Origin of the sequence: Sphingomonas fuzhouensis (genome assembly GCF_034659795.1) — a bacterium.
GTDB classification, from domain to species: Bacteria; Pseudomonadota; Alphaproteobacteria; order Sphingomonadales; family Sphingomonadaceae; genus Sphingomonas; species Sphingomonas fuzhouensis.
The window spans coordinates 231,806-256,242 of the sequence record NZ_JAXSQY010000004.1 but is presented as its reverse complement, the minus strand read 5'-3'; the positions used below and the strand labels follow the sequence as shown (position 1 = coordinate 256,242).

Sequence of the window (24,437 nt, the reverse complement as noted above, 5' to 3'; positions counted from 1 at the left end):
GAGGATGCGATGACGGCCGCCCCCGCGACAGCCCCCACCCTTCCCACGCTGGAAGAGTTGCAACACTGGACCTGGGTGATGGGCCGGGCGCAGCAGATGATGATGGAGGCCGCGCTGTCGCCGCCGCCGGAGGGCGTGCCGGTGGTGCCGGGCTTCAACGATCCCGCCACCATGGGGCGGGTGCGCGATTTCTGGTCGGATTCGATGGCGCTGTGGCAGCGCTTCGTCGACCCCGCCGCCGAACCGAGCCAGCCCCCCAAACCCGACCGCCGGTTCAAGGCCGAACAATGGCAGTCGCCGCTCTTCGACTGGATTCGGCGAAGCTATCAGATGATCTCCGACCATATGCTGCGCGGGGTCGATGCGCTGGAGGGCGTGGACCCCAAGCAGAAGGAGCAGATCCGCTTCGCCGCGCAAGGTTTCATCGATGCGATGAGCCCGACCAACTTTCCCGCGACCAACCCGGAAGTGCTGGACACGATCGTCGAGACGCGCGGCGAGAATCTGCTGAAAGGTCTGCAGAACATGCTCGCCGATATCGGGCGCGGGCAGCTGACCCATAGCGATTCGACGGCATTCGAGGTCGGGCGCAACCTGGCCGCGACGCCGGGCAAGGTGGTGAAGCGCACCCCACTCTATGAACTGATCCACTATACCCCGACCACCGAACAGGTGGCGGCGGTGCCGATCCTGATCTTCCCGCCCTGGATCAACCGCTTCTATATCCTCGATCTTTCGCCGGAGAAGAGCCTGATCAAATGGCTGGTCGATCAGGGGTTCAGCGTCTTCATGGTGTCGTGGAAATCGGCCGACGCCACGATGAAGGACGTGATCTGGGACGATTACGTCACCGCGCAGGTCGAGGCGATCGACACGGTGCGCGACCTGCTGGCGGTCGAGTCGGTTCACACCGTCGGTTATTGCGTGGCGGGCACGACGCTGGCGGCGACGCTCGCCTATCTGTCGGCCAAGGGCGACGCGGCCAAGGTCGCCAGCGCGACCTTCTTCACCGCGCAGGTCGATTTCTCGAAGGCGGGCGAGCTGCTCCACTTCGTCGATGACGAGCAACTGGCCCTGATCGGCGCATTGTCGCCCGACGGTTTCCTCGACGGGCGCTATCTGGCCGCGACCTTCAACCTGTTGCGCGGGCGTGACCTGATCTGGAATTACGTCACCAACAACTATCTGCTGGGGCGCGATTATGTGCCGTTCGACCTGCTCCACTGGAATGGCGACGTCACCAACCTGCCCGCCAAGTGGCATCTCAGCTATCTGACCGATCTCTACCGCGACAACCGGCTGATGACGCCGGGCGCGATGGCGGTGGCGGGGGTGCCGCTCGACCTGACCAAGGTGGCGACCCCGGCCTATGTCCAGGCGGGGCGCGAGGATCATATCGCCCCGCCGGAAAGCGTGTGGAAGATCACCGACGCCTTTACCGGGCCGCTGCGTTTCGTGCTGGCGGGGTCGGGGCATATCGCGGGCGTGGTCAACCCGCCCGCCGCTGGCAAATATCAATATTGGACCAACGACCAGCCTGCCGCGACGCTGGCCGAGTTCGTCGCGGGCGCGCGCGAAACCAAGGGCAGCTGGTGGCCCGACTGGGCCGAATGGCTTCGGCAGCGCGACTCCGCGATGGTGCCGGTGACCGGCGCGCGGGTGCCGGGCGAAGGCGCGCTGCCCGCGCTCGACGAAGCGCCCGGACGCTACGTCAGGCTGCGCTGATCCGATTTTGCTGCACTGCACAATGGACTTGATTTCGTCCGCTCGAATCGCTATTGTGCAGCGCAACAAATCGGGAGAGTGCTGTTGGACAAGGACAAGCCCACCGTTCCCGCCGCCAAGTCGGCGGCCAAGCCACGTCGGGCGACCAAGCCGGTCGCAGCCAAGACGCTGCCCGGCCTCCCCTCGGAGCCCAAATCTGCGGTCACACCGCCCGTCATATCGGCAAGCCCCGGCCTGCCACTGACCTCCCCAGCCAGCGCGGGCGAAAAGCCTGCCATGCCGGTGGTCGCCAAGGTGGCGAAGCCCGCTCCGGCGCCCAAGGCCGAGGCCCCCAAGGCTCCGGCCAAGCCGGTGGCCGAGGCGCCCGCTCCGGTGGCGAAGCCGGTCGAGGTCGCTAAGCCCGCCAAACCGACCGCACCCGAGATTTCTTCCCCGACCGCCGCGGTTTCGGCGGACTCAAAGCCCAAGGACATCATCATGGACGCCACGAGCACCCTCGAAAACGCGACTGCCAAGACCCAGGCCTTTTTCGGTGACGCCCAGGCGCGCACCCAGGCGACCGTCGAGAAGAGCGCCAAGCTGTTCGAAGACATGATCGCCTTCAACAAGGGCAATCTGGAAGCGGTCGTCGAATCGTCGAAGATCGCCGCCAAGGGCGCCGAGTCGCTGGGCCAGGGCGCGGCGGATTACGCCAAGCGCACCTTCGAAACCGCGACCCAGACGCTGCAGACCCTGTCGTCGGTCAAGTCGCCGACCGAGTTCATGAAGCTGCAGTCGGACTTCGCCCGCTCGGCCTTCGACTCGATGGTCGCCGAAACCTCGCGCTCGACCGAGACGATGATGAAGCTCGCTGGCGAGATCGCCCAGCCGATCAGCAACCGCTTCGCGGTCGCCACCGAGAAGATGAAGACCGTCGCGTAATTCGCTGACGGTTTCCTTTGCGGAAACAGGAATGGGGCGGTCGCGATGCGGCCGTCCTTTTTCGTGGTTTGTCGGGGCTCACCCAGCGTGTTGCTCATGGCCCTGCCCTCCCCCATCACCTCCCGCCTGCGGGAGGGGAGCGGCAAGACCAGCAGCCTCGATTAATTCGTGAGCGGAGCGCTTGGCACGCCCCTCCCGCAGGCGGGAGGTGATGGGGGAGGGCACGGCGTCTCACAGAGACCGACATCCGCTACCCATCCCCACTGGCGTCCCGCGCCCACAACCCCTATCTTCCCCCCATGTCGTTCTTCGGCCGCTTCTCGCCCGTGCGCGCAATCCGCGACCTGCGATTCTTCCTGTCGCAGCGCCAGCCCTATGAGCTGGTGTTCCTGATGATCGCGATGGGGATCACCGGCTTCTTCATCTACGCCTTTGCGCGCGACGATTATGTGCCGGTGCCGTACCGGCCCAACATCATCTATGTCGAACAATGGCCCGCCGATCGCACCGACGTGCAGATCAAGGCGCAGCAGAAGATCGACTATGTGAAGAAGAAGGAACGGCTGGCGGAGGAAAAGGCCGCGCAGGATCAACGCCGGGCCGAGTTCAAAAAGGTCGACGACGCGCTGACCAAGTGGGGCTTCTGACCGACCATCGCTGGATGGGGGCCGCGCTGGCGCTGGCGGATCGCGGCGTCGGACGCACCGCACCCAATCCCAATGTCGGCTGTGTGATCGTCCGGGATGGCCGGGTCGTCGGACGTGGTTGGACCCAGCCTGGCGGCCGCCCCCATGCCGAGGCGATGGCACTGGCCGAAGCGGGCGCGGCGGCACAAGGCGCAACGGCCTATGTCACGCTGGAGCCCTGCGCCCATGTCTCGGCGCGCGGGCCCGCCTGTACCGACCTGCTGATCGCCCACCGAGTCGCGCGCATCGTCGCCGCGATGGGCGATCCCGATCCGCGCACCAATGGCGAAGGTTTCGCCCGCGCCCGCGCCGCCGGGATCGCGGTGACGACTGGCGTGCGCGAGGCGGAGGCGCGGGCGATGATCGCGGGCTTTCTGACCCGCCGGGCGCAGGGCCGCCCCTTCGTCACGTTGAAGCTCGCCACCTCGCTCGACGGCCGGATCGCACGGGCGGATGGCGAAAGCCGCTGGATCACCGGCCCGCAGGCCCGCGCCCATACCCATTTGGAGCGCAGCCGCCATGAAGCGATTCTCGTCGGGCGCGGCACACTGGAGGCGGATTCGCCCCGGCTCGACGTCCGCCTGCCCGGCCTGGAGTCGCGCAGCCCGCGCCGCATCCTGTTGTCGCACACGCCCGCACCGGGCTGGGAGACGATCGCCTCTCCCGATGCCATCGCCGATCTGGCAGGCGTCGACCGGCTGATGGTCGAGGGCGGGGCGAAGACCGCCTCCGCCTTCCTCGCCGCCGATCTGGTCGACCGGCTGCTCCTATACCGCGCCCCGATCCTGATCGGCGAGGGCCGCGCGGCGCTGGGTGATATCGGATTGCACCGCCTCGCCGACGCCCATGGCCGCTGGCGCCTCACCGACCAGCGGATGCTTGGCAGCGACCGGCTGGAGGTCTACGAGCGCGACTGATATGTTTACCGGGATCGTCACCGACATCGGCTCCGTCACCGCCGTGGAAACGCGCGGCGACACGCGAGTCGTCATCGCCACCGCCTATGATACGGCCAGCATCGACCTGGGCGCATCGATCGCCTGTTCGGGCGTCTGCCTGACCGTGGTCGAGAAGGGCCCCGACTGGTTCGCCGTCGACGTCTCGGCGGAGACGATCGGGCGCACCGCCGACCAGTGGCATCAGGGCCGCCCCCTCAACCTCGAACGCGCGATGAAGCTGGGCGATGAACTGGGCGGGCATATCGTCACCGGCCATGTCGACGGCGTCGGCCATGTCGTGTCGGTGACGGAAGAAGGCGGATCGCACCGTGTCTTCGTAAGCGTGCCCGCCGACCTCGCCCCCTTCATGGCGACCAAGGGTTCGGTGACGGTCGACGGCGTCTCGCTGACCGTCAACAGCGTCGAGGACCGCGCCGACGGCACGATCATCGGCCTGAACATCATCCCCCACACCGCCGCCGTCACCACGCTGGGCGGCATCAGCGAAGGCCAGCGCGTCAATATCGAGATCGACGTGCTCGCCCGCTATCTACAGCGCATGGAGCATTATCGTGGCCGCTAATCCCGACGCGCTTTCCGGTCTGCGGCGCGGTTTCCTGTCCAGCCCCGAAGAGATCATCGACGAGGCGCGCAACGGCCGCATGTTCATCCTGGTCGATGACGAGGATCGGGAAAATGAAGGCGATCTGGTCATCCCGGCGCAGATGGCGACGCCCGAAAAGGTCAACTTCATGGCGCGGCACGGGCGCGGGCTGATCTGCCTGGCGATGACGCGCGAGCGGGTCGACACGCTCGGCCTGCCGCTGATGAGCCCCAAGAACGGGACGCGGCACGAAACCGCCTTCACCATCTCGATCGAAGCGCGCGAAGGCGTGACCACCGGCATCTCCGCCGCCGACCGTGCGCGGACCATCGCGGTGGCGATCGACGCGAGCCAGGGGCCGGACTCGCTGGTGACGCCGGGCCATGTCTTCCCGCTGGTCGCGCGCGACGGCGGCGTGCTGGTGCGTGCCGGGCATACCGAGGCGGCGGTCGATGTCGCGCGCCTCGCAGGCCTCAACCCCTCGGGCGTGATCTGCGAGATCATGAACGAGGACGGCACGATGGCGCGGATGGACGACCTCGTCTCCTTCGCGCAGCTCCACAATCTGAAGATCGGCACGATCCGCGACCTGATCGCCTATCGCCGCCGCTACGATCATCTGGTCGAGTTGCAGTCCGAGGCCACGTTCGAAAGCGAATGGGGCGGCACCTGGACCGCGCGCGCCTATCGCAACAAGGCGACCGGCACCGAGCAGGTCGCGCTGGTCAAGGGCAAGCTCGACACCGACCAGCCGGTGCTGGTGCGGATGCACGCGCTGTCGCCCTTCGCCGATGTCTTCGGCGAGGCGGGCGCGCGCGGCGCGCTTCTCGCCAAGTCGATGCGGATGATCGCCGAGGAAGGCTCGGGTGTGATCGTCGTCATCAACCGCCCGCGCACCGACGCCTTCACCACCGCCGTCCGGCTGAAGGCGGGCGAGGAAGTGCAGATCGATATGGAAGAATTGCGCGATTACGGCGTCGGCGCGATGATCCTGGCCGAACTGGGCGTGCAGGACATGGTGCTGCTGACCAACACCCATCACACGCTGATCGGCCTCGACGGGTACGGCCTGTCGATCGTCGGCGAACGTCGTATCGAAAATGCTGAGGGAGACGCCTGATGGCGCATGTGTTGATCGTCGAGGCGCGCTTCTACGAGCATCTGAACGACCTGCTGCTGGCGGGTGCACGCGCCGCGATCGAGGAAGCGGGCCACAGCCATGAGACGATCACCGTCCCCGGCGCGCTGGAAATTCCGGGCGCGGTGGCGATGGCGGCCGATACGGGCCGCTACGACGCGTTCGTCGCGATCGGCGTGGTGATCCGCGGCGAGACCTATCATTTCGAGATCGTCTCGAACGAGAGCGCGCGTGGCCTGATGGCGCTGACCATGGACGGTCTGCCCATCGGCAACGGCATCATCACCACCGAGAACGAGGCGCAGGCGCTGACCCGCGCCAAGCCCGACGAAAAGAACAAGGGCGGCGAGGCAGCCAAGGCGGCGCTTGCCATGCTGGCGCTCAAAGGCCGGTTCGGGTGACAGCCCCCGTCCTCCAGACCGAGCGGTTGACCTTGCGGCTCCCCTCGGCGGAGGATTTCGAGGCATGGGCGGCCTTCCATGCCGAGGAGGACACGATGCGCTTCCTGGGCGGCGTGCAGGCGCGCGGGGCGGCGTGGCGATCCCTGTGCACCATGGTTGGTGCATGGAGCGTACGCGGCTTCGCGATGTTCTCGGTGATCGAGCGCGACACTGGTCGCTGGGTCGGGCGGATCGGGCCATGGCAGCCCGAGGGCTGGCCGGGGCGCGAGGTCGGCTGGGGCGTGGCGCGGGAATTCGCCGGGCGCGGCTATGCCTATGAGGCAGCGTGCGCGGCGATGGACTATGCCGTCGACGTGCTGGGCTGGGATCATGTCATCCACACCATCGACCCGGAGAATACGGGCTCGATCAAACTGGCGCAGCGGCTGGGCTCGGTGAACGAGGGGCCGACGCGCCTGCCCGCCCCGCTGGAAAACTTCCGCGTCGATGCCTGGGGCCAGAGCGCCGACCAGTGGCGCGCGCGGCGTAGCACGCGCCAGCCATGACCGACATGCCGCCCACCCGCTTTCGCGTCGTCGAGCGGGGTCGGCGGCTGGAGGTGATCGATACCCAGGCGGGGAAGCTCCCGCCTGCGCGCCGGACCGAGACCCCGCGCCCAGCGAACGGGAAGGCACCGCGCTTCAAACTGCCCGAAAAGGTCCGCTTCGATGGCGGGGGGTCTTGGACGACCGACGGTTTCTACGACGCGAAGGGGCCGCGTACCCTGACGCTGGACGCGGGCGCGATGCAGAGGCTGCGCTATGCCGGGGCGGCGGCGCTGGCGCTGGTGATCGTCTGGGCGGCACTGGGCTTTGCGATCCCGGTCGTGTGGGGCGCGCCGATGCTGCTGCTCAACCCCAAGGTCCGCGAGACGGTGCGGGGGCAGGTGACGCGCTTCATCGACGGGTTGGACATCCGCGAATAGCCCTGTCTTCGTTCACGCTGACCGAAGTTTGGGCAGAGAAAGGCGTTCCCAACGGACGCCACCCCGGCGGAGGCCGGGGTCCAGGTGCCGTCAGGCCTATTGCTCAACGCGACTCGTGCCTTCGACAGCGTATCGCGACTGGGCCCCGGCCTTCGCCGGGGTGGCGCAAAGACGTGGACGCGGGCCCAACAGGAAAGGGGCGGGAGAAACCCCCGCCCCCCTTCATCACGCCGCGCGGGCGGCTTCGTCGAGCGTGGGGTAGTCGATATACCCCTCCGGCCCCTGGCTGTACCAGGTCTTCATATCGCTCTCGTTGAGCGGCGCATCGATGCGCAGACGCTCCGGCAGGTCGGGATTCGCCAGGAAGGTCCGCCCGAACGCGATGCCGTCCGCCACACCCGAGTCGAGCGCTCCTTGCGCCTTGGCCCGGCTGTCATAGTCGCTGTTCAGGATCAGCGGGCCTTTGAACACCGCGCGAATCTGCGGGGACAGCTTGGGCACGTCGCTGCGGCCATAGGTGCCGTCCGGCCCCAGTTCGCGCAGTTCGAGGAAGGCGATGCCGAGGTCTGACAGCATCTTGGCGGCGGGCACGAAGACCGAGGCCGGATCGCTGTCGTCCACCCCCTGACTGTCGCCATTGGGCGAGAGGCGTACCGCGACGCGATCCTTGCCCGCGACCGCGATCACCCGCTCGGTGATCTCGCGGAGCAGGCGGATGCGGTTCTCCGGCGAGCCGCCATATTCGTCCTTGCGGTGGTTCGCCCCGTCACGCAGGAATTCGTCGATCAGATAGCCATTGGCGGCATGAATCTGCACCCCGTCGAACCCGGCGGCCAGCGCGTTGCGCGTCGCCCGTTCATAATCGTCGAGCAGACGCGGGATTTCCGACAGTTCAAGCGGCCGCGCCGTCTCGAAATCCTTCTTCCCCTCGAAAGTATGCGCCTGCCCCTCGGTACGGGTCGCCGAGGACGAGACCGGCTGCATGCCCGTCACCGAGCTGTGCACCTGGCGGCCCATATGCCAAAGCTGCGCGACGATCCGGCCGCCCGCCTTGTGCACCGCATCGGTCACAGGCTTCCAGGCGGCGACCTGTTCGTCGGTCCACAGGCCCGGCGCATAGGGCCAGCCCAGGCCTTCGCGGCTGATGCCGGTCGCCTCGGAGATGATGAGGCCCGCGCTGGCGCGCTGTGCATAATATTGTGCCATGATCGGCGTCGGCACCGCCTCACGGGTCGCACGGGCGCGGGTGAGCGGCGCCATGAGGATACGGTTGGGGGCGTGGATCGCCCCAAGATCGATGGGATCGAACAGCGTTGGCATCAAAATGCAATCCTTTTGCGGCCTTTCCGGCCTGACGCAACGCAGATAGGGCGTTAAGGGAGCCCATGCCCGTGTCCCGCCCCCCAAGAAAAAGTGAACCGTCTGAAAGCGTTCGTCTTTCGGACCGGAGCGGCACCAATGCCACGCCGCCCCTGGCCTTTGCCGCGGTCATCCTGGCCAATATCGCGCTCGCTTTCGGGCCACTGCTGGTGCGCATGGCCGATACCGGGCCGGTCGCCTCGGCCTTTTGGCGGATCACGCTCGCCGCGCCGATGCTGGCACTGGTGGCGCTGCTCGGCCCCGCCCGGCCGCGTATGCCGGGCAAGGGGCAGGGGATATTGTGGTCTCTGCTGCTGATCGGCGGCATCGCCTTTGCCGGTGATCTGGGCACCTGGCATATCGGCATCCGCCAGACGACGATGGCCAATGCCACGCTGTTCGGCAATTCGGCGACCTTCATCTTCCCGCTCTATGGCTTCCTCGTCGCGCGGGCATGGCCGTCGCGTAGCCAAGGCGTGGCGCTGATCTTGGCGGCGATCGGTGCCGGGTTGCTGATGGGGCGCAGCTATCAGGTCGATCCGCGCCATCTGGTCGGCGACCTGATGTGCGTGCTGGCGGGCATCCTCTACGCGCTCTACTTCATCCTGATGTCGCGGGTGCGGGAGCACATGCCCCCGGTCCCGGCGCTCGCCTGGTCGACCATGGCCAGCATCGTGCCGCTGCTCGTCTTCGCCCTGTTGCTCGGCGAGCGGATATGGCCCGACCATTGGGGGCCGCTGATCCTGCTGGCGCTGGGGAGCCAGATCGTCGGCCAGGGGTTGATGATCTATGCGCTGGGGATGCTCAGCCCGCTGGTCGTCGGGCTTGCCCTGCTGGTCCAGCCGATGGTGGCGACGGCGATCGGCTGGATCGTCTATGGCGAGACGCTGGCGCTGCCCGATCTGGTCGGCGTGGCGATGGTTGCGGTCGCCCTGGTGCTGGTCCGGCGTGGATCGACGGTTGCCAAGCCGGACGATAGGGACGACGTGTAAGCATATGACCGAGGCTGCCATGACCGATGTTCAGGACCTGACTCTCGACGAGGTGCGTGCGCTGCTGGCGGACGGCATCGCGTCCAACGCCGCCTTTGACGGCTGGGGTGACGCCGCGCGCGACATGGCGGCGGATGCGGCCGGGGTCGACCGCGACATTGCGCGCCTCGCCTTCAAGGACGGCGCCGTCGCGATGATCGATGCCTGGTTCGCCCGGATCGACGCCGCGATGATCGCCGCCGTCCCCGCCGAGCAGGCCGCCGCGATAAAAATCCGCCAGCGCATCACCGCGCTGGTCGAGGCACGGCTAACCGCGGCCGCCCCCTATCGCGAGTCGCTGCGCCGCGCGCTGACCATCCTGGCGATGCCGCAGAACGCCGCGACGGGTACGCGACTCGGCTGGCGGACGGTCGATACGATCTGGGCACAGGCGGGCGATACCGCGACCGATTACAACCACTATACCAAGCGCGCGACGCTGTTCGCGGTTTACGGCGCGACCATCGCGGTGTTCCTGAACGACGAGAGCGAGGACCACGCGGACACCCGCGCCTTCCTAGGCAGGCGGATCGAAGGGATCATGCGGTTCGAGCGGTGGAAGGCCGGGGTCGCCAAGCGCGGCGAAAACATGCCCAGCCTGTCGCGGTTTATCGGACGGCTGCGCTATCCGGCGGTGTAGGCGAAACGCCGATCGCGCAGGGTCTGCGGCGGTGCAGCAAACCCAAATCATCACCGGGTAATTGATAATCACTCGCACTGGGGTTATGTACGACCCATGGCGATGCTCAGCAGTCTCGAAACCCTTCCCCGGCGGCAACCGGCGACCGTGGCCGCGATCGACTGGAGCCAATTGGCCCTGCCCGAGGCACGACGTCTGCGCGAACTGGGGTTCGATGAAGGCGTGGGGGTCGAGGTGCTCCACCGCGCGACCCTGGGCGGCGGGCCGATCGCCTGCCGGATCGGCCGCATGACGGTGGCGCTGCGCCGCCGGGTCGCCGCCTCGATCCGCGTCGCCCCGGCGGTTTGATCGAACGCTTGCTCCTATAATGAACGCCGCACCGCTGGTTGCACTCGTCGGCAATCCCAATGCCGGCAAAAGTGCCTTGTTCAACGCGCTCACCGGCGCGCGACAGAAGGTCGGCAATTATCCCGGCGTCACCGTCGAGCGTCATTCGGGCCGACTCGTCCTGGAGGATGGCCGTCCGGTCGAGCTGGTCGACCTGCCCGGCGCCTATAGCCTCGATCCCGGCAGCCTGGACGAACAGGTCACGCGCAACGTCGTGATGGGATCGCAGGCGGGCGAGCGGCGCCCCGATGCGCTGGTCGTCGTGATCGACGCCGCCAATCTCGACAATCACCTGCGCTTCGCATTGCAACTGATCGCACTCGGCCTGCCGGTTGTCGTCGCGCTCAACATGGTCGATCTGGCCGAGCGTGACGGCCTGACGCTCGACGCCGACATCCTGGCACGCGAGCTGGGAGTGGCGGTGATCCCGACCGTCGCGGTGCGCCGGCGCGGCCTGGATGCGTTGAAGGCGGAAATCGACCGGCTGGTCTCGGAGGAACGCGCCCATGCCGTCCCCGCCGCCGATGCGATCGCCGATATCGTCACGCTGCAACGCCGCGCGCGCCAGCTCGCCGCGACCGCGACCGTGGCGGAGACGCCGACCCGCCGCTGGACGAATGTGCTCGACTCGGTCGCGCTGCATCCGATTGCCGGGCCGATCCTGCTGGTCGGCCTGCTTTTCATCATGTTCCAGGCGGTCTTCGCCTGGTCGCAGACGCCCGTCGAATGGATCGAGGCGGGGTTCAAATGGCTGGAGCTACAGGTCGGGACCTTCCTGCCCGACAACTGGTTCCGCAGCCTGATCGCCGACGGCCTGATCGCCGGTGTCGGCGCGGTCATCGTCTTCCTGCCACAAATCCTGATCCTGTTCCTGTTCATCTTGGTGCTGGAAGCGACCGGATACATGGTCCGTGCCGCCTTCCTGATGGACCGGCTGATGGCGCAGGTGGGCCTGTCGGGGCGTGCCTTTATCCCGCTGCTATCGTCATTTGCCTGCGCGGTGCCGGGCATCATGGCGACGCGGACGATCGATGACGAGAAGGACCGGCTGACCACCATATTGATCGCGCCGCTGATGACCTGCTCGGCGCGGCTGCCCGTCTATACGATCATCATCGGCGCCTTCATTCCCGACCGGCAGGTGCTGCCCTATGTCGGCCTTCAGGGGCTGGTGCTGCTCGGCCTCTATCTGATGGGCATCGTCGGCGCGTTCGTCGCCGCGCTGCTGCTGCGGCGGACCGTCACCAAGGGGGCCTCGTCGGGCTTCATGATGGAGATGCCCAAATATCAGTGGCCGCATATCCGGGACGTGCTGCTGGGGCTGTGGAGCCGGGCGCTGATCTTCCTGAAGCGGGCAGGCACCACCATCGCGCTGACCACCGTGATCCTGTGGGCGCTGCTGTCCTTCCCCAAGCCGCCGGAAGGCTCAGGCATTTCGCCGGTCGATTATTCGATCGCGGGCCGCATCGCGAACGGGATCGAGGTCGCGGTCCGCCCGATCGGCTTCAACCGCGACATCGCGCTCGCGCTCGTTCCCGCCATGGCCGCGCGCGAAGTCGCGGTGGCGGCGATCGGCACCGTCTATGCCATCGACGATACCGAGCATGAGGGCGGGCAGAAGGCGATGACCGAGAAGCTGAAGCGCAACTGGTCGCTGCCCACCGCGCTCGCCTTCCTGATGTGGTTCGTCTTTGCGCCCCAGTGTATCTCCACCATCGCCGTCACGCGGCGGGAAACGAACGGCTGGAAATGGCCCGCCTTCATGGTGGCGTACTTGTTCATCACGGCCTATGTGATGGCAGGCATCACATATTGGCTGGCCGTTTTCGCCGGCCTCTAGAACACATACGGGACTGATACATGGCGGGCAGCGTCAACAAGGTGATTCTCGTCGGCAATCTGGGACGCGATCCCGAGAGCCGCTCCTTCCAGAATGGCGGCAAGGTGGTCGAACTGCGCATCGCCACGTCCGAGTCGTGGAAGGACCGCAACAGCGGCGAGCGCAAGGAAAAGACCGAGTGGCACACGGTCAAGATCTTCAACGAAGGTCTCGCCAATGTCGCCGAGCGGTTCCTGCGCAAGGGCTCGAAGGTCTATATCGAGGGCGCGCTGACCACCCGCAAGTGGCAGGATCAGCAGGGTAACGACCGCTATTCGACCGAAGTGACGCTGCAGGGCTTCAACTCGGTGCTGACCATGCTCGACGGCCCCGGCGGCGGTCAGGGCGGCGGCGGCCGTGGCGGCAGCGACTTTGGCGGCGGCGATGATTTCGGCGGCGGCGACTTCGGTGGCGGGTCGAGCGGTTATGGCGGCGGTTCGCGCGGCGGCGCGGGCAATCAGAGCGGCGGCGGCCAGGGCGGGAACGGCGGCAACCGTGGCGGGTTCGGACAGGGCGGCGGCTTCGCCGACGATCTGGATGACGACGTTCCCTTCTGATCGGGCACGTCCACGCATGGTGTTGGAATGCAGGGCAAGGGGCTTGACGACCGGGTAACCGGACAAAGCGAGGCGGAGATGGTCGGGTGGAACCCGATGACCATCTCCGAGGATCAGCGCGCGGCGCTGATCCGCAGCTATGATCTGGCGGGCTATCGCGACAGCGGATGCCTGGACGATCTGGCGGCCTTTGCCGCTGAATTATGCGCCACGCCGGTCGCGCTGGTCAGCCTGGTCGAGGAAGAGACCCAGCAGTTCCTGGCCGCGATCGGCTTCGACGAACCCCAGACGCCGCGCGACACCTCGTTCTGCGCCCATGCCATGGTCGCGGGCGAGGCGGTGATGGTCATCCCCGATGCGCGGCTGGACCCGCGCTTCGCCGATTTCCCGCTGGTGAAGGGGCCGCCCCATATCCGCTTCTATGCGGGCGCGCGGCTGCTGTCGCATGAGGGCGTGCCGCTGGGCGCGATCTGCGTCATCTCGCCTGAGCCCCGGCCGGAAGGGCTGACCGATTTCCAGTATCGCGGGCTCGCAATCCTGGCGACCGCCGTCATGGGCCGGTTGCAGGACCGCCGCGCGCGGTTGGAGCATGACCGCACCGTCGAAGCGTCCGAGGCGCGGGTCGCCGATAGCGAGCAGCGGTTCCGCACGCTCGCCGACACCATGCCGCAAATGGTCTGGTCGACCCTGCCCGACGGTTTCCACGACTATTACAATGCCCGCTGGTACGAATTTACGGGCATGCCCGACGGCTCGACCGATGGCGAAGCCTGGAACGGCGTGTTCCATCCCGACGATCAGGACCGCGCCTGGGCCCGGTGGCGTCACAGCCTGACGACGGGCGAGCCCTATCAGATCGAGTATCGGCTGCGGCATCATGACGGCACCTATCGCTGGGTGCTGGGGCGTGCGCTGCCGATCCGCGATGCCGAGGACAGGATCACCCGGTGGTTCGGCACCTGCACCGACATTCACGAACAGAAACTGGCGCTGGAAGAGCGCGAGATCGTCAGCCAGGAACTCAGCCACCGGATCAAGAACATCTTCGCGGTGATCTCCGGCCTGATCGCCTTTGCCGCGCGCAGCCATCCGGGCTTTGGCGGGATCGCCAGCGATCTGCGCGACCGGATCACCGCATTGGGCCGGGCGCACGACTTCGTGCGCCCGCACAGCCCCCAGTCGCAGCCCAAGGCGCGGCAGGACTCGCTCCATGGCCTGCTCGGCGACCTGTTCGAGCCCTATCGCGGCGACACGGATGCGTTGCGCATCGTCGTGACGGGCGACGACGTACCGGTCGATGATCGGTCGGCGACGCCGCTGGCGCTGCTGTTCCACGAACTGGCGACCAATGCCGCCAAATATGGCGCGCTGTCGGTCATGACGGGACAGGTGGAACTGTCGGTCCGGCGCGCGGACCCGATGGTCACGCTGTGCTGGCAGGAAGCGGGCGGCCCGCAGTTGGAGGCCGCGCCCGATCGCAGCGGCTTCGGCTCGCAGCTGGTCGAGCTGTCGGCCGTGCGGCAATTGGGGGGCAAGGTGTCGCGCGACTGGCGGCGGGATGGGCTGGTGGCGACGATCGAGGTGCCGTTGGCGGCGTTCAGCCGTCCGGCAGGGACAGGCCCCTGCCGGTAATTGCCCGGTATATGGGTGCGATCGACCTGCGCCGATCCGCAGCTTACATCGCGATGCCGAGAGGGATGACGTCTTCGGGCGCGGCCTGCTCTGCCCCCGTTGCCAGGGCGGCGGCCGCCAGGATCGCCCGCTCGCTGAACGGCTTGCGGATATAGCCGAGCGCTTCGACCCCGTTGCCGATCTGGGCGGGGTTGGCGGTGACGAAGACGATCTTCACGCCATAGTCCTCGGCGATCCGGCGCGCGATCTCCGGACCCGTCGCGCCATCGCGCAGGTTGACGTCGACAAAGGCAAAGGTGCAGCCCGGCGCACATTCGATGGCGGTGCGGCTATCCGCCGCGATTCCAGCTACTTGATAGCCGGCATCGGTCAGAATGCGCTCCAGATCGAGGGCCACGAAGATTTCGTCTTCCACGATCAGGGCAGTTTGGCTCATGTCAAATTCCCGTCACTTTCCGGGTCAACATCTTGATCCAGATAAAGTTCCGTAAATGTCGTCGTTTCAACGACGTAATAAAAATACGGCGTGTTCGGCGCGGAAATTGGCCGCCGCCGCGCTGGTCGGGCGGCCCCGCGAGAGGAACCAGCGGCCCTCCACGGTGATCCGCCGTTGCCGGACGAAGGCGCGGAAATCGTCGATCGTCACATGATGGATATTGGGCGTGTCATACCATTGTTCGGGCAGGAGCTTCGTCACCGGCATCCGCCCGCCCCAGAGCAGCGACAGCCGCACCCGCCAATGCGCGAAATTGGGGAAGGAGACGAAGGCGCGTCCGCCGATGCGCAACAGATGGTCGAGCACCTGGTCGGGCGCGCGCGCGGTCTGCAACGTCTGGCTGAGGATCGCATAGTCGAACCCCTTGTCGGGATAGCCCGCCAGATCGGTGTCCGCATCGCCCTGCACCACCGCCAGTCCGCGTGCGACCGCCGAGGCGACATTGGCCGGATCGATCTCCAGCCCGCGCGCATCCACCCCGGCTTCGTCGCGCAGCGCCGCCATCAGCTGCCCGTCGCCGCAGCCGACATCGAGCACGCGCGCGCCGCGTGCGACATGGCGTGCGATGATCGCCAGATCGGGACGCAGCGGCTCGCTCATGGCTCGGCCCTGAGGAAGCCGTCGATCACCCGGTTCATCTCGGGCGCCTCCAGCAGGAAGGCGTCATGGCCGTAGGGGCTGGACAGCTCGACGAAACTCGCGGCCGCCCCCGCCGCGTTGAGCGCCTGCACCACGGCGCGCGACTCGGCGGTCGGATAGAGCCAATCGGTGTCGAAGCTGACGAGGCAGAAGCGCGTCCTGGTCCCCCGGAAGGCGTTGGCGAGCAGCCCGCCATGCTCCTCGGCCAGATCGAAATAATCGAGTGCGCGGGTGATGTAGAGATAGGAATTGGCGTCGAACCGATCGACGAAGCTCAATCCCTGATGCCGCAAATAGCTCTCGACCTGGAAATCGGCGTCGAAGCCGAAGCTCTTGGCCCCGTCCGGCCGGTCGGGCCGCGCCTGAAGTCGCCGCCCGAACTTCTCGGTGAGGCCCGCTTCCGACAGGTACGTAATATGCGCCGCCATCCGCGCCACCGCGAGCCCTGCGGCAGGGGGATCGTTCGACTCATAATAGGCGCCGCCGCGCCATTTCGGGTCGGCCATGATCGCCTGCCGCCCGACCTCGTGGAACGCGATATTCTGTGCCGAATGCCGCGCGGTGGAGGCGACCATGACGCAGGCGCGCACCCGCTCGGGGAAGGTCGCGGCCCAGCTCAGCGCCTGCATTCCCCCCATCGATCCACCGACCACCGCCTTCAGCTGGCCGACGCCGAGATGGTCGAGCAGCATGGCTTGCGCGCGCACCATGTCGCGGATGGTAATGACCGGGAAACGCATCGCCCAGGGCTCGGCGGTGGAAGGGTCGATGGTCGCGGGGCCGGACGATCCCATGCAACTGCCGATGACGTTGGAGCAGATGATGAAATGCCGCGTCGGGTCGATCGGCTTGCCCTCGCCCACCAGACGCGTCCACCAGCCCGGCTTGCCGGTGCGCGGATGGGGGCTGGCGACATGCTGGTCGCCGGTCAGCGCGTGGCAGATCAGAATGGCGTTGGAGCCATCGGCATTCAGATGGCCATAGGTCTCATAGCCGATTTCGACCGGCGACAAGAGGCCGCCGCCGTCGAGCCGCAACGGCCCGGCCAGCACGACATGCCGCGACAGACCAAAACGCTGGTCGTCGCCATGGGATAAAGCGGAAACGGAAGCGGCCATGGAGCCCTATCCGCTAGGCCGCGATGCTTGGCAACGCAAGGGCGAGGCCGCTATGGCGGGTGCCATGACCGAGCTTACCGCCCCCGAACCGATCTCCTGGGTCAAGGCGATCGCGCCTTATGTCCCCGGCCGCGCGACGACCGATGACGGGCGCAAGGTCGCCAAACTCTCGTCCAACGAGAATCCGCTGGGGACGAGCGAAAAGGCCCGCGCCGCCTTCGCCGCCGCCGCCGCGCATCTGGAACGCTATCCCGATGCGGGCGCGACCGCTTTGCGTGAAGCGATCGGCGCGGTGCATGGGCTCGATCCGGCGCGGATCATCTATGGCACCGGGTCGGACGAGATCCTGCATCTGGCGGCAGGCGCGTTTGCGGGGCCGGGGGACGAGATCATCCATGTCCGCTACGGCTTTGCGGTCTATGAGATCGCGACCCGCCGGGTCGGTGCGGAGCCGGTGGTGGTCGCCGACCATGACTATGCCACCGATGTCGACGCGATTCTGGCGGCGGTGACCGACAAGACCAAGGTCGTCTTCGTCGCCAATCCCAACAATCCGACCGGCACCTATGCGGGCGCGGGCGAGATCGCGCGGCTGCACGCCGGGTTGCCGCGCCATGTCCTGCTGGTCCTCGACCAGGCCTATGCCGAATATCTGGACGTGGGCGAGGACGATGGCGGGCTGGCGCTGGCCGAGTCGGCGTCGAACGTGCTGGTGTCGCGCACCTTCTCCAAGATTCACGGCTTGGCCGCCGAGCGGATCGGCTGGGGCTATGCCGCAGCACCCATCATCGACGCGCTGCACCGCATCCGCGCGCCGTTCAACGTGACCATTGCAGGCCAGAATGCCGCGATCGAGGCGATCCGCGACCGCGCCTTTGTCGAGGCATCGCGCGCGCACAACGCCAAGTGGCTCGGCTGGTTCGAGGAACAGATTGCCAGCCTCGGCAATGCGGGCCTGCGCTGCGTGCCGTCCAAGGCGAATTTCTCGCTGGTGCTGTTCGAGGGTCAGCTGACCGCCGAGCGCGCCTATCACGGGCTGATGGACGCCGGATATATCGTCCGCTGGCTGCCGAGCCAGGGGCTGGGCCATGGCCTGCGCATCACCATCGGCACCGAGGATGAGGTGAAAGGCGTCGTCGCCGCGTTGCGCCAGATGGTGGACGCGGGCTGATGCTGCCCTTTGCGCGGATCACCATCATCGGGCTGGGCCTGATCGGCTCCTCGGTCGCGCGGGCGACGCGCAAGGCGATGCCGACCGCGCGGATTACCGCTTACGACGCCGACCCGGCGGTGCGCGAGACGGTGCGCGCGCTCGATCTGGCCGACGACGTCGCCGACACGGCAGGCGCGAGCGTGATCGACGCCGATCTGGTCGTGCTCTGCGTGCCGGTCGGTGCCATGGGCGCGGTCGCGGCCGAGTTCGCCGATGACCTACCCGACGACGCGATCGTGTCCGACGTGGGAAGCTGCAAGGCCGCCGTCCTCGCCGCGCTGACCGAGGCTCTGCCCGGCGCGACGATCATCCCCGCGCACCCGGTCGCGGGCACCGAGCGCAGCGGGCCTGAGGCGGGCTTTGCCACGTTGTTCCAGAAGCGCTGGTGCATCGTCACGCCCCCCGAAGGTGCGGATGAACTCAGCGTCGAGCGGGTGGCCGAGTTCTGGCGGCGGCTGGGCGCTGATGTCGAGCTGATGGCCCCCGACCATCACGACCGCGTGCTGGCCGTCACCAGCCATCTGCCGCACCTGATCGCCTATACGATCGTCGGCACCGCCAGCGACCTGGAGGAAGTGACCCAGTCCGAGGTCATCAAATATTCGGCCGGTGGTTTTCGCGACTTCACCCGCATCGCCGCCTCCGACCCGACCATGTGGCGCGACGTGTTCCTGACCAATCGCGAGGCGGTGCTGGAGATGCTCCAGCGCTTTTCCGAGGATTTGAGCCAGCTGCAACGCGCGATCCGCTGGGGCAAGGGCGACGAGCTGTTCGACCTGTTCAGCCGCACCCGCGCCATCCGCCGCTCGATCATCGACCAGGGTCAGGACGATGCCCGCGAGGATTTCGGGCGGAGCCACGCGGAGTAAGATATTCCTCCCCTGTAAGGGGAGGTGGCGCGCGTAGCGCGACGGAGGGGTGTCACGGCCAGCGGGGATACCCCTCCACCAGCTTCGCTGGTCCCCCTCCCCTTACAGGGAAGGAGTTTTCTCCAGCGCATTCATCGCCGCGTGCACCCGCGCCTCCGCCTCGGCGCGCGGCAGGCCGGGCGGGATCACCTCGCCGAAGCGCAGCGTCACCACCCCCGGCCGCTTCAGCCCCTTGCGGGGCCACACCAGCCCCGAATCGGTCGCCACCGGCACCACCGGCAGGTTGAGCATCCGATAGAGCCCGGCGAAACCGGGCTTCAACGGCGGCGTCTCGCCCGGCTTTACCCGCGTGCCTTCGGGGAAGATCATGATCGCCCGCCCCTCGCCCACCGCGACCTGCGCATCGCGCATCATGCCGCGCATCGCCCGTGCCGAGGCATTGCGGTCGACGACGATCGCACCGTATTTGCGCACCGCCCAGCCCCAGAGCGGGATGTTGGCCAGCTCGCGCTTCAGCACCATGGCGGGGGCGCCGAGCATGCGTTGCAGCTCCATCGTCTCGAACATCGCCTGATGCTTGGCCGGATAGAGCGCCGGGGTGGTCGGCCGCGTCCCTTCCACCACCACCCGGATGCCGAGCAGCCAGCGGGTGCAGATCCGGTGGAAGCGCGTCCAGGTCGTCGCCCAGTGGATCACCGCGTGCCGCCCGCCCAGCGCGATCAGCGGCGACAGGAATGCCATCACCGCCGACACCGGATAGAAGATCGCCACGAACACGATGTTGCGAAGCAGAATCACGCCCCAATCCCCGTCCAAAGCGCGATCCTGCGCAGGATCAGCTTGTTATATTCGTTGATCAGCGTCCCCATCCGCGGTTCGGAGGGGACGCCGTCGCCCAGCACCAATATCTGCGGCCCCAGCGCCGCGACCAGCTCCATCCGCGCGCGCGGCAGATGCCAGTCGGAGGTGACGAGCCGCACCGTATGATAGCCATGCGCGCGCACCCAGGCCGCCGTCTCCTCGGCATTGGAGCGGGTGTCGACCGCCTCGCCGCCCAGATCGATGCAGCAGGAAAACAGTGAAGGGGAGGTGCGATAGGTGCGCGCCAGATCGATCGGCCGCACGCCGGGCGCGACGCCGGTGACGAGCATCCGCTTGGCCTGATGCGCCTTCAACAGCGCGATACCGCGATCGATTCGCCCCGGTCCGCCGGTCGGCACCACGATCGCATCGGTGGTATTGTTCTCCAGCGGGTGCGGCAGGGTCAGCATGAAGGCCGCGAACCCCAGGCACCAGGCGAGCGCCGCCAGACCGATCAGCCGCAGCATCAGAGCATCCGCCGCATCTGGCGCAGCACCGCCAGCCGCGCCGCGCCCACCGCCAGCAGGACGAAGCCGAAGGGCAGCCCGATCAGCATCGCCATATCGCCCAGCCCCAGCCGCATCCCGCCCAGCAATTCCGAATCGAGCGCGCCCACCTGACCGGCGATCAGCAGGATCGCGCCCCCGGCCAGCACCCCGCCCGCCACCGCGCCGATCCCGGCGTCGAGCGCGATCCGGCGCTGGAACAGCCGCGCGACCTGCCGATCGGTGGCGCCCAGCATATGGATGACCTCGATCGTGCCGCGATGCGCCTCCAACCCGGCGCGCGCGGCCAGCATGACGACCGCCATGGTCGCCACCAGCATGAGCAGGATGATCGCCCCTGCCAGCCAGGCAGCGGTGTCGAGCAGTCGCCCGACCGGCCCCAGCCAGGTGGCATGGGCATCGACCCGAACGGCAGGGCTGGCGCGCGTCACCGCCGACCGGACGCGGGTGATCGCGGCCCCGGCATCGCTGGTCAGGTCGACATCGATCAGCGCAGGCACCGGCAGCCCCGCCGCCGCGGCATCATTGCCCAGCCAGGGTTGCAGCATCCGCGCCAACTCCGCCTGCGGCACCGGTGTCGCGCGGGCGACATCGGGCAGGCCGCGCAGCACCGACAGAATCTGCGCGGCGGCGGCATCGCGGCGCTGCGCCTCGCCCTCGACGATCTGGACGGTCAGCCGCCCCGCCATCTGCCGGTCGAGCGCCCCCGCCGCGCGCGCGGTCGCCAGACCGCCCGCCCCCGCCAGCAGGGTCAGGAACAGCATGATCGCGATCACCCAGCTCATGACATGCGCGCCGCCGCCATCGTCGAGCGCGCGCGCCTCCGCTCCCGTCGCGCGGGGCTTGCCGCCGCGCGTCACAGCCCGCTCCGCACGATGGTCGAGGGCTTGGCCTCGGGACGGGGCGGCGGCAGCGGGTCGGGATCGACCAGCCGCCCGCGCTCCAGATGCAGATGATGCGCGCCCGGCACCCGATCGATCAGGTGCCAGTCATGCGTCGCCATCACGACGGTGGTGCCCAACCGATGAAGCGAGTTGAAGAGGTGGAGCAACCGCTCGGCCATGACGGGATCGACATTGCCCGTCGGCTCGTCGGCGACCAGCAATTCGGGCCGGGCGATGACCGCGCGGGCGATCGCCACCCGCTGCTGCTCGCCGCCCGACAGGGTCGCCGGGCGCGCGCCTGCCCGCTCGGACAGGCCGATCCAGGCCAGCATCTCGCGCACCGCGCGCGCAATCTCCGATTCGGCCATGCCCGCGACGCGCAAGGGGAGCGCGATATTGTCGGCCGCCGACAGATGCGGGATCAGCCGGAAATCCTGGAACACCACCCCGATCCGCCGCCGAAAACCGGGCAGGCGGTCGCGCGGCAGGATCACCGCATCCTCGCCGAACAGCCGGATGATCCCCCGGCTGGGCCGCTGCGACAGATAGAGCAGCCGCAGCAGCGAGGTTTTCCCGGCACCGCTGGCCCCGGTCAGGAAATGGAATTGCCCCGACCGCAACGTGAAACTGACGTCGCACAGGGTCTCTTCCCCGACGCCGTAGCGCAGGCCGACATTCTCGAACTGGACGATGTTCGCCATGCCCTCATGGCCTTGGCATGGCCCGGCCCGCGCTTCAAGTTCCGCGCTTCAAAGCTTGCCACGGCTATGGGCGGCGTGCTTACTGGCTCAGTAAAGGGGGCCTGACTGATCCGGATGGCCCTGTCCGTCTGTCGATCCGTCCTGAAGTGCCCGACCGCATGATCCTCGAATGCCCCGAGTGCCGCACCCGCTATCTGGTGCCCGACAGCGCGATCGGGCTGGAGGGACGGACCGTGCGCTGCGCCAATTGCCGCCACAGCTGGTTCCAGATACCGCCCGAACCCGAACCGGAGCGCGAACCCGAATTGCCGCTGCCGCCGGTCGGGGTGGGCGAGGCGCTGGCCGCCGCCGAACCGCCGCCACCCCCGCCGCCCGTGGTGGTGCCGCCGCCTGCGCCGCCGATCCTGGCGCAGGCGGATAGCGGGTTCGACGCCTTTGCCCATCGCCCGCCCTTCCGCGCGCGGCGCAATCCGGTACGGCGCTGGACGATCGGCGCGGTGCTGGCGGGCCTGTTGATGCTGGTCGCGACGGCGGCGATCCTGTGGACCGGGATGCCGGGCATCGGCGGGTGGCTGGGACTGGGCAGCACGGAATCGGCGCTGGAGCTGCGCTCCAACCCGATCGAGCGGCGCGAGCTGGAAAACGGGTCGGAACTGTTCGCCATCTCGGGCCAGATCATCAACCCGTCCTCGACCGTGCAGCGGGTGCCCGACCTTCGCGCCGAGCTGAAGGATGCACAGGGCCGCGTCGTCTTCTCCTGGGCGATCGCACCGCAGCAGCGGACGCTGGGCCCCGGTGCGTCGATGGACTTCAACTCCGCCAAGCTCGACGTGCCGCCCGCCTCCAAGCGGCTGGACCTGAGCTTTGCCGGCGAGGGTAGCGCGGCGAACTAAGCCGCGCGCAGCCGCCGCGCGATCAGGGTGAAGCGGGCGCCGTGCAGGATCGCGGCGACCAGCATCCCCCCGCCCGAGGCCCAGGCGAGCGCGGGCGCGCCCCAACCCTGGGTCACCAGCCACCAGCCGACACCGCCGGTGACGATGAAATAGGCGATGATGCTGTTGATCCCCGCCGCCACCTGATCGTTCAGCGACCGCAGCGCATAGACCAGCACCACCTGCACCCCGTCGAACAGGATGAACGGGGCCCAGATGACGAGCATCGCGACCGCCGCGTCATGGGCCTCGGGCAGAGCGGGGAACAGCCCGACGACCGCCTGGGGTGCGATCGACAGCGCCAGGCTGCATACGCCCATGGTCAGCACGACCAGCCCCACCGCCAGCACGGTGCGCGGGATCGCCGCCCGCGCCGCCCCCTCCCCCACCGCATTGCCCGCCCGCACGCCCGCCGCCGATCCCAGACCGATCGCCAGCGCGAAGGTGACATTGTGGACCGAGAAAACGATCTGGAAGCCATGCGCAGTCGCATCGCCCAGCCGGGTCGACAGCGCGATCAGGATCGCGAAGCCCGCCAGTTCCAGGCCCGAGGCAATGGCAGGCACGAAGCCGAATCGCGCGAGTTCGACGGCCCCCTTCAGCGTCGGGGCCCAGGCGGCGCGGTCCATCCGCCGCACGCCGCGTTGCTCGCCGCGCGGCAGGCGCATCGCACTGGCCACCATCGCGACCGCGCCCAGGGCCGAGGCGATGACCGTCGCCAGCGCCGCGCCGACCGCCCCCAGCGCGGGCAATCCCATCTCGCCCCCCGCCAGTGCCCAGGCGAGCGCCGCGTTGATCGGCAGGATCGACAGATTGACCATCGTCACCCGGCGCGGACGGCTGATCCCCTCCAGAAAGAAGCTGGCGGCGATCATCACCATCTGGAACGGATAGCCGAGCGCCATCACCGCCACGACCCGCGCGCCCGGCTCGATCAGTGACGGCGCGACCCCGATTCCCGCGAGCATCGCCGCGCCGCCCAGTCCCAGGATCAGCATCGCCGCCACGCCCAGCATCAGCCCCAGCACCATGCCGTCGCGCAGCGCCTGCCCGGTCGCGGGCAGATCGCCCGCCCCGTCCGCGCGCGACGCCCGGACCAGCACCCCCGACAGCCACGCCAGCCCGGTGACGATCGCGACATAGGTCAGCGAGCGACTGGCCGAGAGCGCCGCCACCTCATGCTCGCCAACCCGGCCGACGACGATGACATCGGTGACGTGCAGGATCGTCCAGTTGAGGCTGGTCAGCATCACCGGCCAGGCAAGGCCGAGCAGATGGCGCACCTCGGTACGATCGGGGCGAAGGGAAAGCGTCATGCCCTGTCCCTAAAGCCTGAAAGCGGCAGAAAGAACCATC

The 24,437-nt window shown here is 67.9% G+C and carries 27 protein-coding genes; 18 read left to right on the top strand and 9 right to left on the bottom strand.

Going from position 1 to position 24,437, the window contains the following annotated elements; all coding sequences use genetic code 11:
• Positions 1-9: 9 nt before the first annotated feature.
• The 9 genes from U1H82_RS11240 (at position 10) to U1H82_RS11200 (ending at position 7,377) form a co-directional block, all read left to right on the top strand.
• Positions 10-1,725 carry a PHA/PHB synthase family protein gene (locus U1H82_RS11240; protein WP_322965003.1) on the top strand — a complete coding sequence of 572 codons (1,716 nt, stop codon included), beginning with the start codon at positions 10-12 and terminating at the stop codon, positions 1,723-1,725.
• Between the two features lie 78 nt (positions 1,726-1,803).
• Positions 1,804-2,646, top strand: a complete 843-nt coding sequence (locus U1H82_RS11235) for a phasin family protein (RefSeq protein ID WP_322965002.1) — start codon at positions 1,804-1,806, stop codon at positions 2,644-2,646.
• Between the two features lie 299 nt (positions 2,647-2,945).
• Entirely contained in the window at positions 2,946-3,293 is a 348-nt protein-coding gene (locus U1H82_RS11230) for a hypothetical protein (protein ID WP_322965001.1), read from the top strand.
• 14 nt (positions 3,294-3,307) lie between these two features.
• Positions 3,308-4,249, top strand: a complete 942-nt coding sequence (gene ribD, locus U1H82_RS11225) for a bifunctional diaminohydroxyphosphoribosylaminopyrimidine deaminase/5-amino-6-(5-phosphoribosylamino)uracil reductase RibD (RefSeq protein WP_322965090.1) — start codon at positions 3,308-3,310, stop codon at positions 4,247-4,249.
• A 1-nt stretch (position 4,250) separates the two neighbouring features.
• Positions 4,251-4,853, top strand: a complete 603-nt coding sequence (locus tag U1H82_RS11220) for a riboflavin synthase (RefSeq protein WP_322965000.1) — start codon at positions 4,251-4,253, stop codon at positions 4,851-4,853.
• Entirely contained in the window at positions 4,843-5,994 is a 1,152-nt protein-coding gene (gene ribB / locus U1H82_RS11215) for a 3,4-dihydroxy-2-butanone-4-phosphate synthase (protein ID WP_322964999.1), read from the top strand. The genes U1H82_RS11220 and ribB overlap by 11 nt, the downstream gene beginning before the upstream one ends.
• Complete coding sequence (ribH, locus tag U1H82_RS11210) at positions 5,994-6,413, top strand: 6,7-dimethyl-8-ribityllumazine synthase (protein ID WP_042488209.1); 420 nt, start codon at positions 5,994-5,996, stop codon at positions 6,411-6,413. Before ribB ends, ribH begins: the two co-directional genes overlap by 1 nt.
• Complete coding sequence (locus U1H82_RS11205) at positions 6,410-6,958, top strand: GNAT family N-acetyltransferase (RefSeq protein ID WP_322964998.1); 549 nt, start codon at positions 6,410-6,412, stop codon at positions 6,956-6,958. The genes ribH and U1H82_RS11205 overlap by 4 nt, the downstream gene beginning before the upstream one ends.
• On the top strand, positions 6,955-7,377 hold the full coding sequence (locus U1H82_RS11200; RefSeq protein ID WP_322964996.1) for a hypothetical protein: 423 nt from the start codon (positions 6,955-6,957) through the stop codon (positions 7,375-7,377). The genes U1H82_RS11205 and U1H82_RS11200 overlap by 4 nt, the downstream gene beginning before the upstream one ends.
• 225 nt (positions 7,378-7,602) lie before the next feature.
• On the opposite strand, the gene U1H82_RS11195 is transcribed toward U1H82_RS11200, so the two are convergent.
• Complete coding sequence (locus tag U1H82_RS11195) at positions 7,603-8,697, bottom strand: alkene reductase (protein WP_322964995.1); 1,095 nt, start codon at positions 8,695-8,697, stop codon at positions 7,603-7,605.
• A 65-nt stretch (positions 8,698-8,762) separates the two neighbouring features.
• On the opposite strand from U1H82_RS11195, the gene U1H82_RS11190 reads away from it, so the two are divergent.
• The 6 genes from U1H82_RS11190 (at position 8,763) to U1H82_RS11165 (ending at position 14,862) form a co-directional block, all read left to right on the top strand.
• Positions 8,763-9,728 carry a DMT family transporter gene (locus U1H82_RS11190; RefSeq protein ID WP_322964994.1) on the top strand — a complete coding sequence of 322 codons (966 nt, stop codon included), beginning with the start codon at positions 8,763-8,765 and terminating at the stop codon, positions 9,726-9,728.
• Between the two features lie 19 nt (positions 9,729-9,747).
• Positions 9,748-10,407, top strand: coding sequence for a COQ9 family protein (locus U1H82_RS11185; RefSeq protein WP_375339521.1), 660 nt, complete (start codon positions 9,748-9,750; stop codon positions 10,405-10,407).
• 96 nt (positions 10,408-10,503) lie between these two features.
• Complete coding sequence (locus U1H82_RS11180; protein ID WP_375339520.1) at positions 10,504-10,755, top strand: FeoA family protein; 252 nt, start codon at positions 10,504-10,506, stop codon at positions 10,753-10,755.
• 19 nt (positions 10,756-10,774) lie between these two features.
• The gene (gene feoB, locus U1H82_RS11175; RefSeq protein ID WP_322964992.1) at positions 10,775-12,634 is read left to right on the top strand and encodes a ferrous iron transporter B; all 1,860 of its coding nucleotides are present in this window, start codon (positions 10,775-10,777) and stop codon (positions 12,632-12,634) included.
• 20 nt (positions 12,635-12,654) lie between these two features.
• Positions 12,655-13,230 carry a single-stranded DNA-binding protein gene (gene ssb / locus U1H82_RS11170; protein WP_322964991.1) on the top strand — a complete coding sequence of 192 codons (576 nt, stop codon included), beginning with the start codon at positions 12,655-12,657 and terminating at the stop codon, positions 13,228-13,230.
• A 78-nt stretch (positions 13,231-13,308) separates the two neighbouring features.
• Positions 13,309-14,862, top strand: coding sequence for a sensor histidine kinase (locus U1H82_RS11165; protein WP_375339525.1), 1,554 nt, complete (start codon positions 13,309-13,311; stop codon positions 14,860-14,862).
• A gap of 43 nt (positions 14,863-14,905) precedes the next feature.
• On the opposite strand, the gene U1H82_RS11160 is transcribed toward U1H82_RS11165, so the two are convergent.
• The 3 genes from U1H82_RS11160 to metX all read right to left on the bottom strand — a co-directional run bounded on the left by U1H82_RS11160 (position 14,906) and on the right by metX (position 17,115).
• Positions 14,906-15,298: a response regulator gene (locus tag U1H82_RS11160; RefSeq protein WP_322964990.1), complete on the bottom strand. Its 393-nt coding sequence runs from the start codon at positions 15,296-15,298 to the stop codon at positions 14,906-14,908.
• Positions 15,299-15,364: 66 nt separating this feature from the next.
• Positions 15,365-15,958, bottom strand: coding sequence for a methionine biosynthesis protein MetW (metW, locus tag U1H82_RS11155; RefSeq protein WP_322964989.1), 594 nt, complete (start codon positions 15,956-15,958; stop codon positions 15,365-15,367).
• Entirely contained in the window at positions 15,955-17,115 is a 1,161-nt protein-coding gene (gene metX, locus U1H82_RS11150) for a homoserine O-acetyltransferase MetX (protein ID WP_322964988.1), read from the bottom strand. Before metX ends, metW begins: the two co-directional genes overlap by 4 nt.
• A 64-nt stretch (positions 17,116-17,179) precedes the next feature.
• Between metX and hisC the strand changes: the two genes are divergently transcribed.
• Complete coding sequence (gene hisC, locus U1H82_RS11145) at positions 17,180-18,286, top strand: histidinol-phosphate transaminase (RefSeq protein WP_322964987.1); 1,107 nt, start codon at positions 17,180-17,182, stop codon at positions 18,284-18,286.
• Positions 18,286-19,197, top strand: coding sequence for a prephenate/arogenate dehydrogenase family protein (locus U1H82_RS11140; protein WP_322964986.1), 912 nt, complete (start codon positions 18,286-18,288; stop codon positions 19,195-19,197). Before hisC ends, U1H82_RS11140 begins: the two co-directional genes overlap by 1 nt.
• 102 nt (positions 19,198-19,299) lie before the next feature.
• Here the strand turns inward: U1H82_RS11140 and U1H82_RS11135 are convergent, their stop codons facing one another.
• From U1H82_RS11135 to ftsE, 4 genes are read right to left on the bottom strand one after another with little or no spacing between them, the layout of a single operon-like run.
• The gene (locus U1H82_RS11135; protein ID WP_322964985.1) at positions 19,300-19,995 is read right to left on the bottom strand and encodes a lysophospholipid acyltransferase family protein; all 696 of its coding nucleotides are present in this window, start codon (positions 19,993-19,995) and stop codon (positions 19,300-19,302) included.
• Complete coding sequence (locus U1H82_RS11130) at positions 19,992-20,525, bottom strand: YdcF family protein (protein WP_375339519.1); 534 nt, start codon at positions 20,523-20,525, stop codon at positions 19,992-19,994. The genes U1H82_RS11135 and U1H82_RS11130 overlap by 4 nt, the downstream gene beginning before the upstream one ends.
• Complete coding sequence (locus U1H82_RS11125) at positions 20,525-21,424, bottom strand: cell division protein FtsX (RefSeq protein WP_322964984.1); 900 nt, start codon at positions 21,422-21,424, stop codon at positions 20,525-20,527. Before U1H82_RS11125 ends, U1H82_RS11130 begins: the two co-directional genes overlap by 1 nt.
• Positions 21,421-22,149, bottom strand: a complete 729-nt coding sequence (gene ftsE, locus U1H82_RS11120) for a cell division ATP-binding protein FtsE (RefSeq protein ID WP_322964983.1) — start codon at positions 22,147-22,149, stop codon at positions 21,421-21,423. Before ftsE ends, U1H82_RS11125 begins: the two co-directional genes overlap by 4 nt.
• Positions 22,150-22,307: 158 nt before the next feature.
• On the opposite strand from ftsE, the gene U1H82_RS11115 reads away from it, so the two are divergent.
• Positions 22,308-23,042 (top strand): MJ0042-type zinc finger domain-containing protein, encoded by a 735-nt coding sequence (locus U1H82_RS11115; protein WP_322964982.1) that lies wholly within the window; start codon positions 22,308-22,310, stop codon positions 23,040-23,042.
• Here U1H82_RS11115 and U1H82_RS11110 read toward each other — a convergent pair.
• On the bottom strand, positions 23,039-24,397 hold the full coding sequence (locus U1H82_RS11110; protein ID WP_322964981.1) for an MATE family efflux transporter: 1,359 nt from the start codon (positions 24,395-24,397) through the stop codon (positions 23,039-23,041). The genes U1H82_RS11115 and U1H82_RS11110 overlap by 4 nt on opposite strands.
• Between the last annotated feature and the right edge of the window lie 40 nt (positions 24,398-24,437).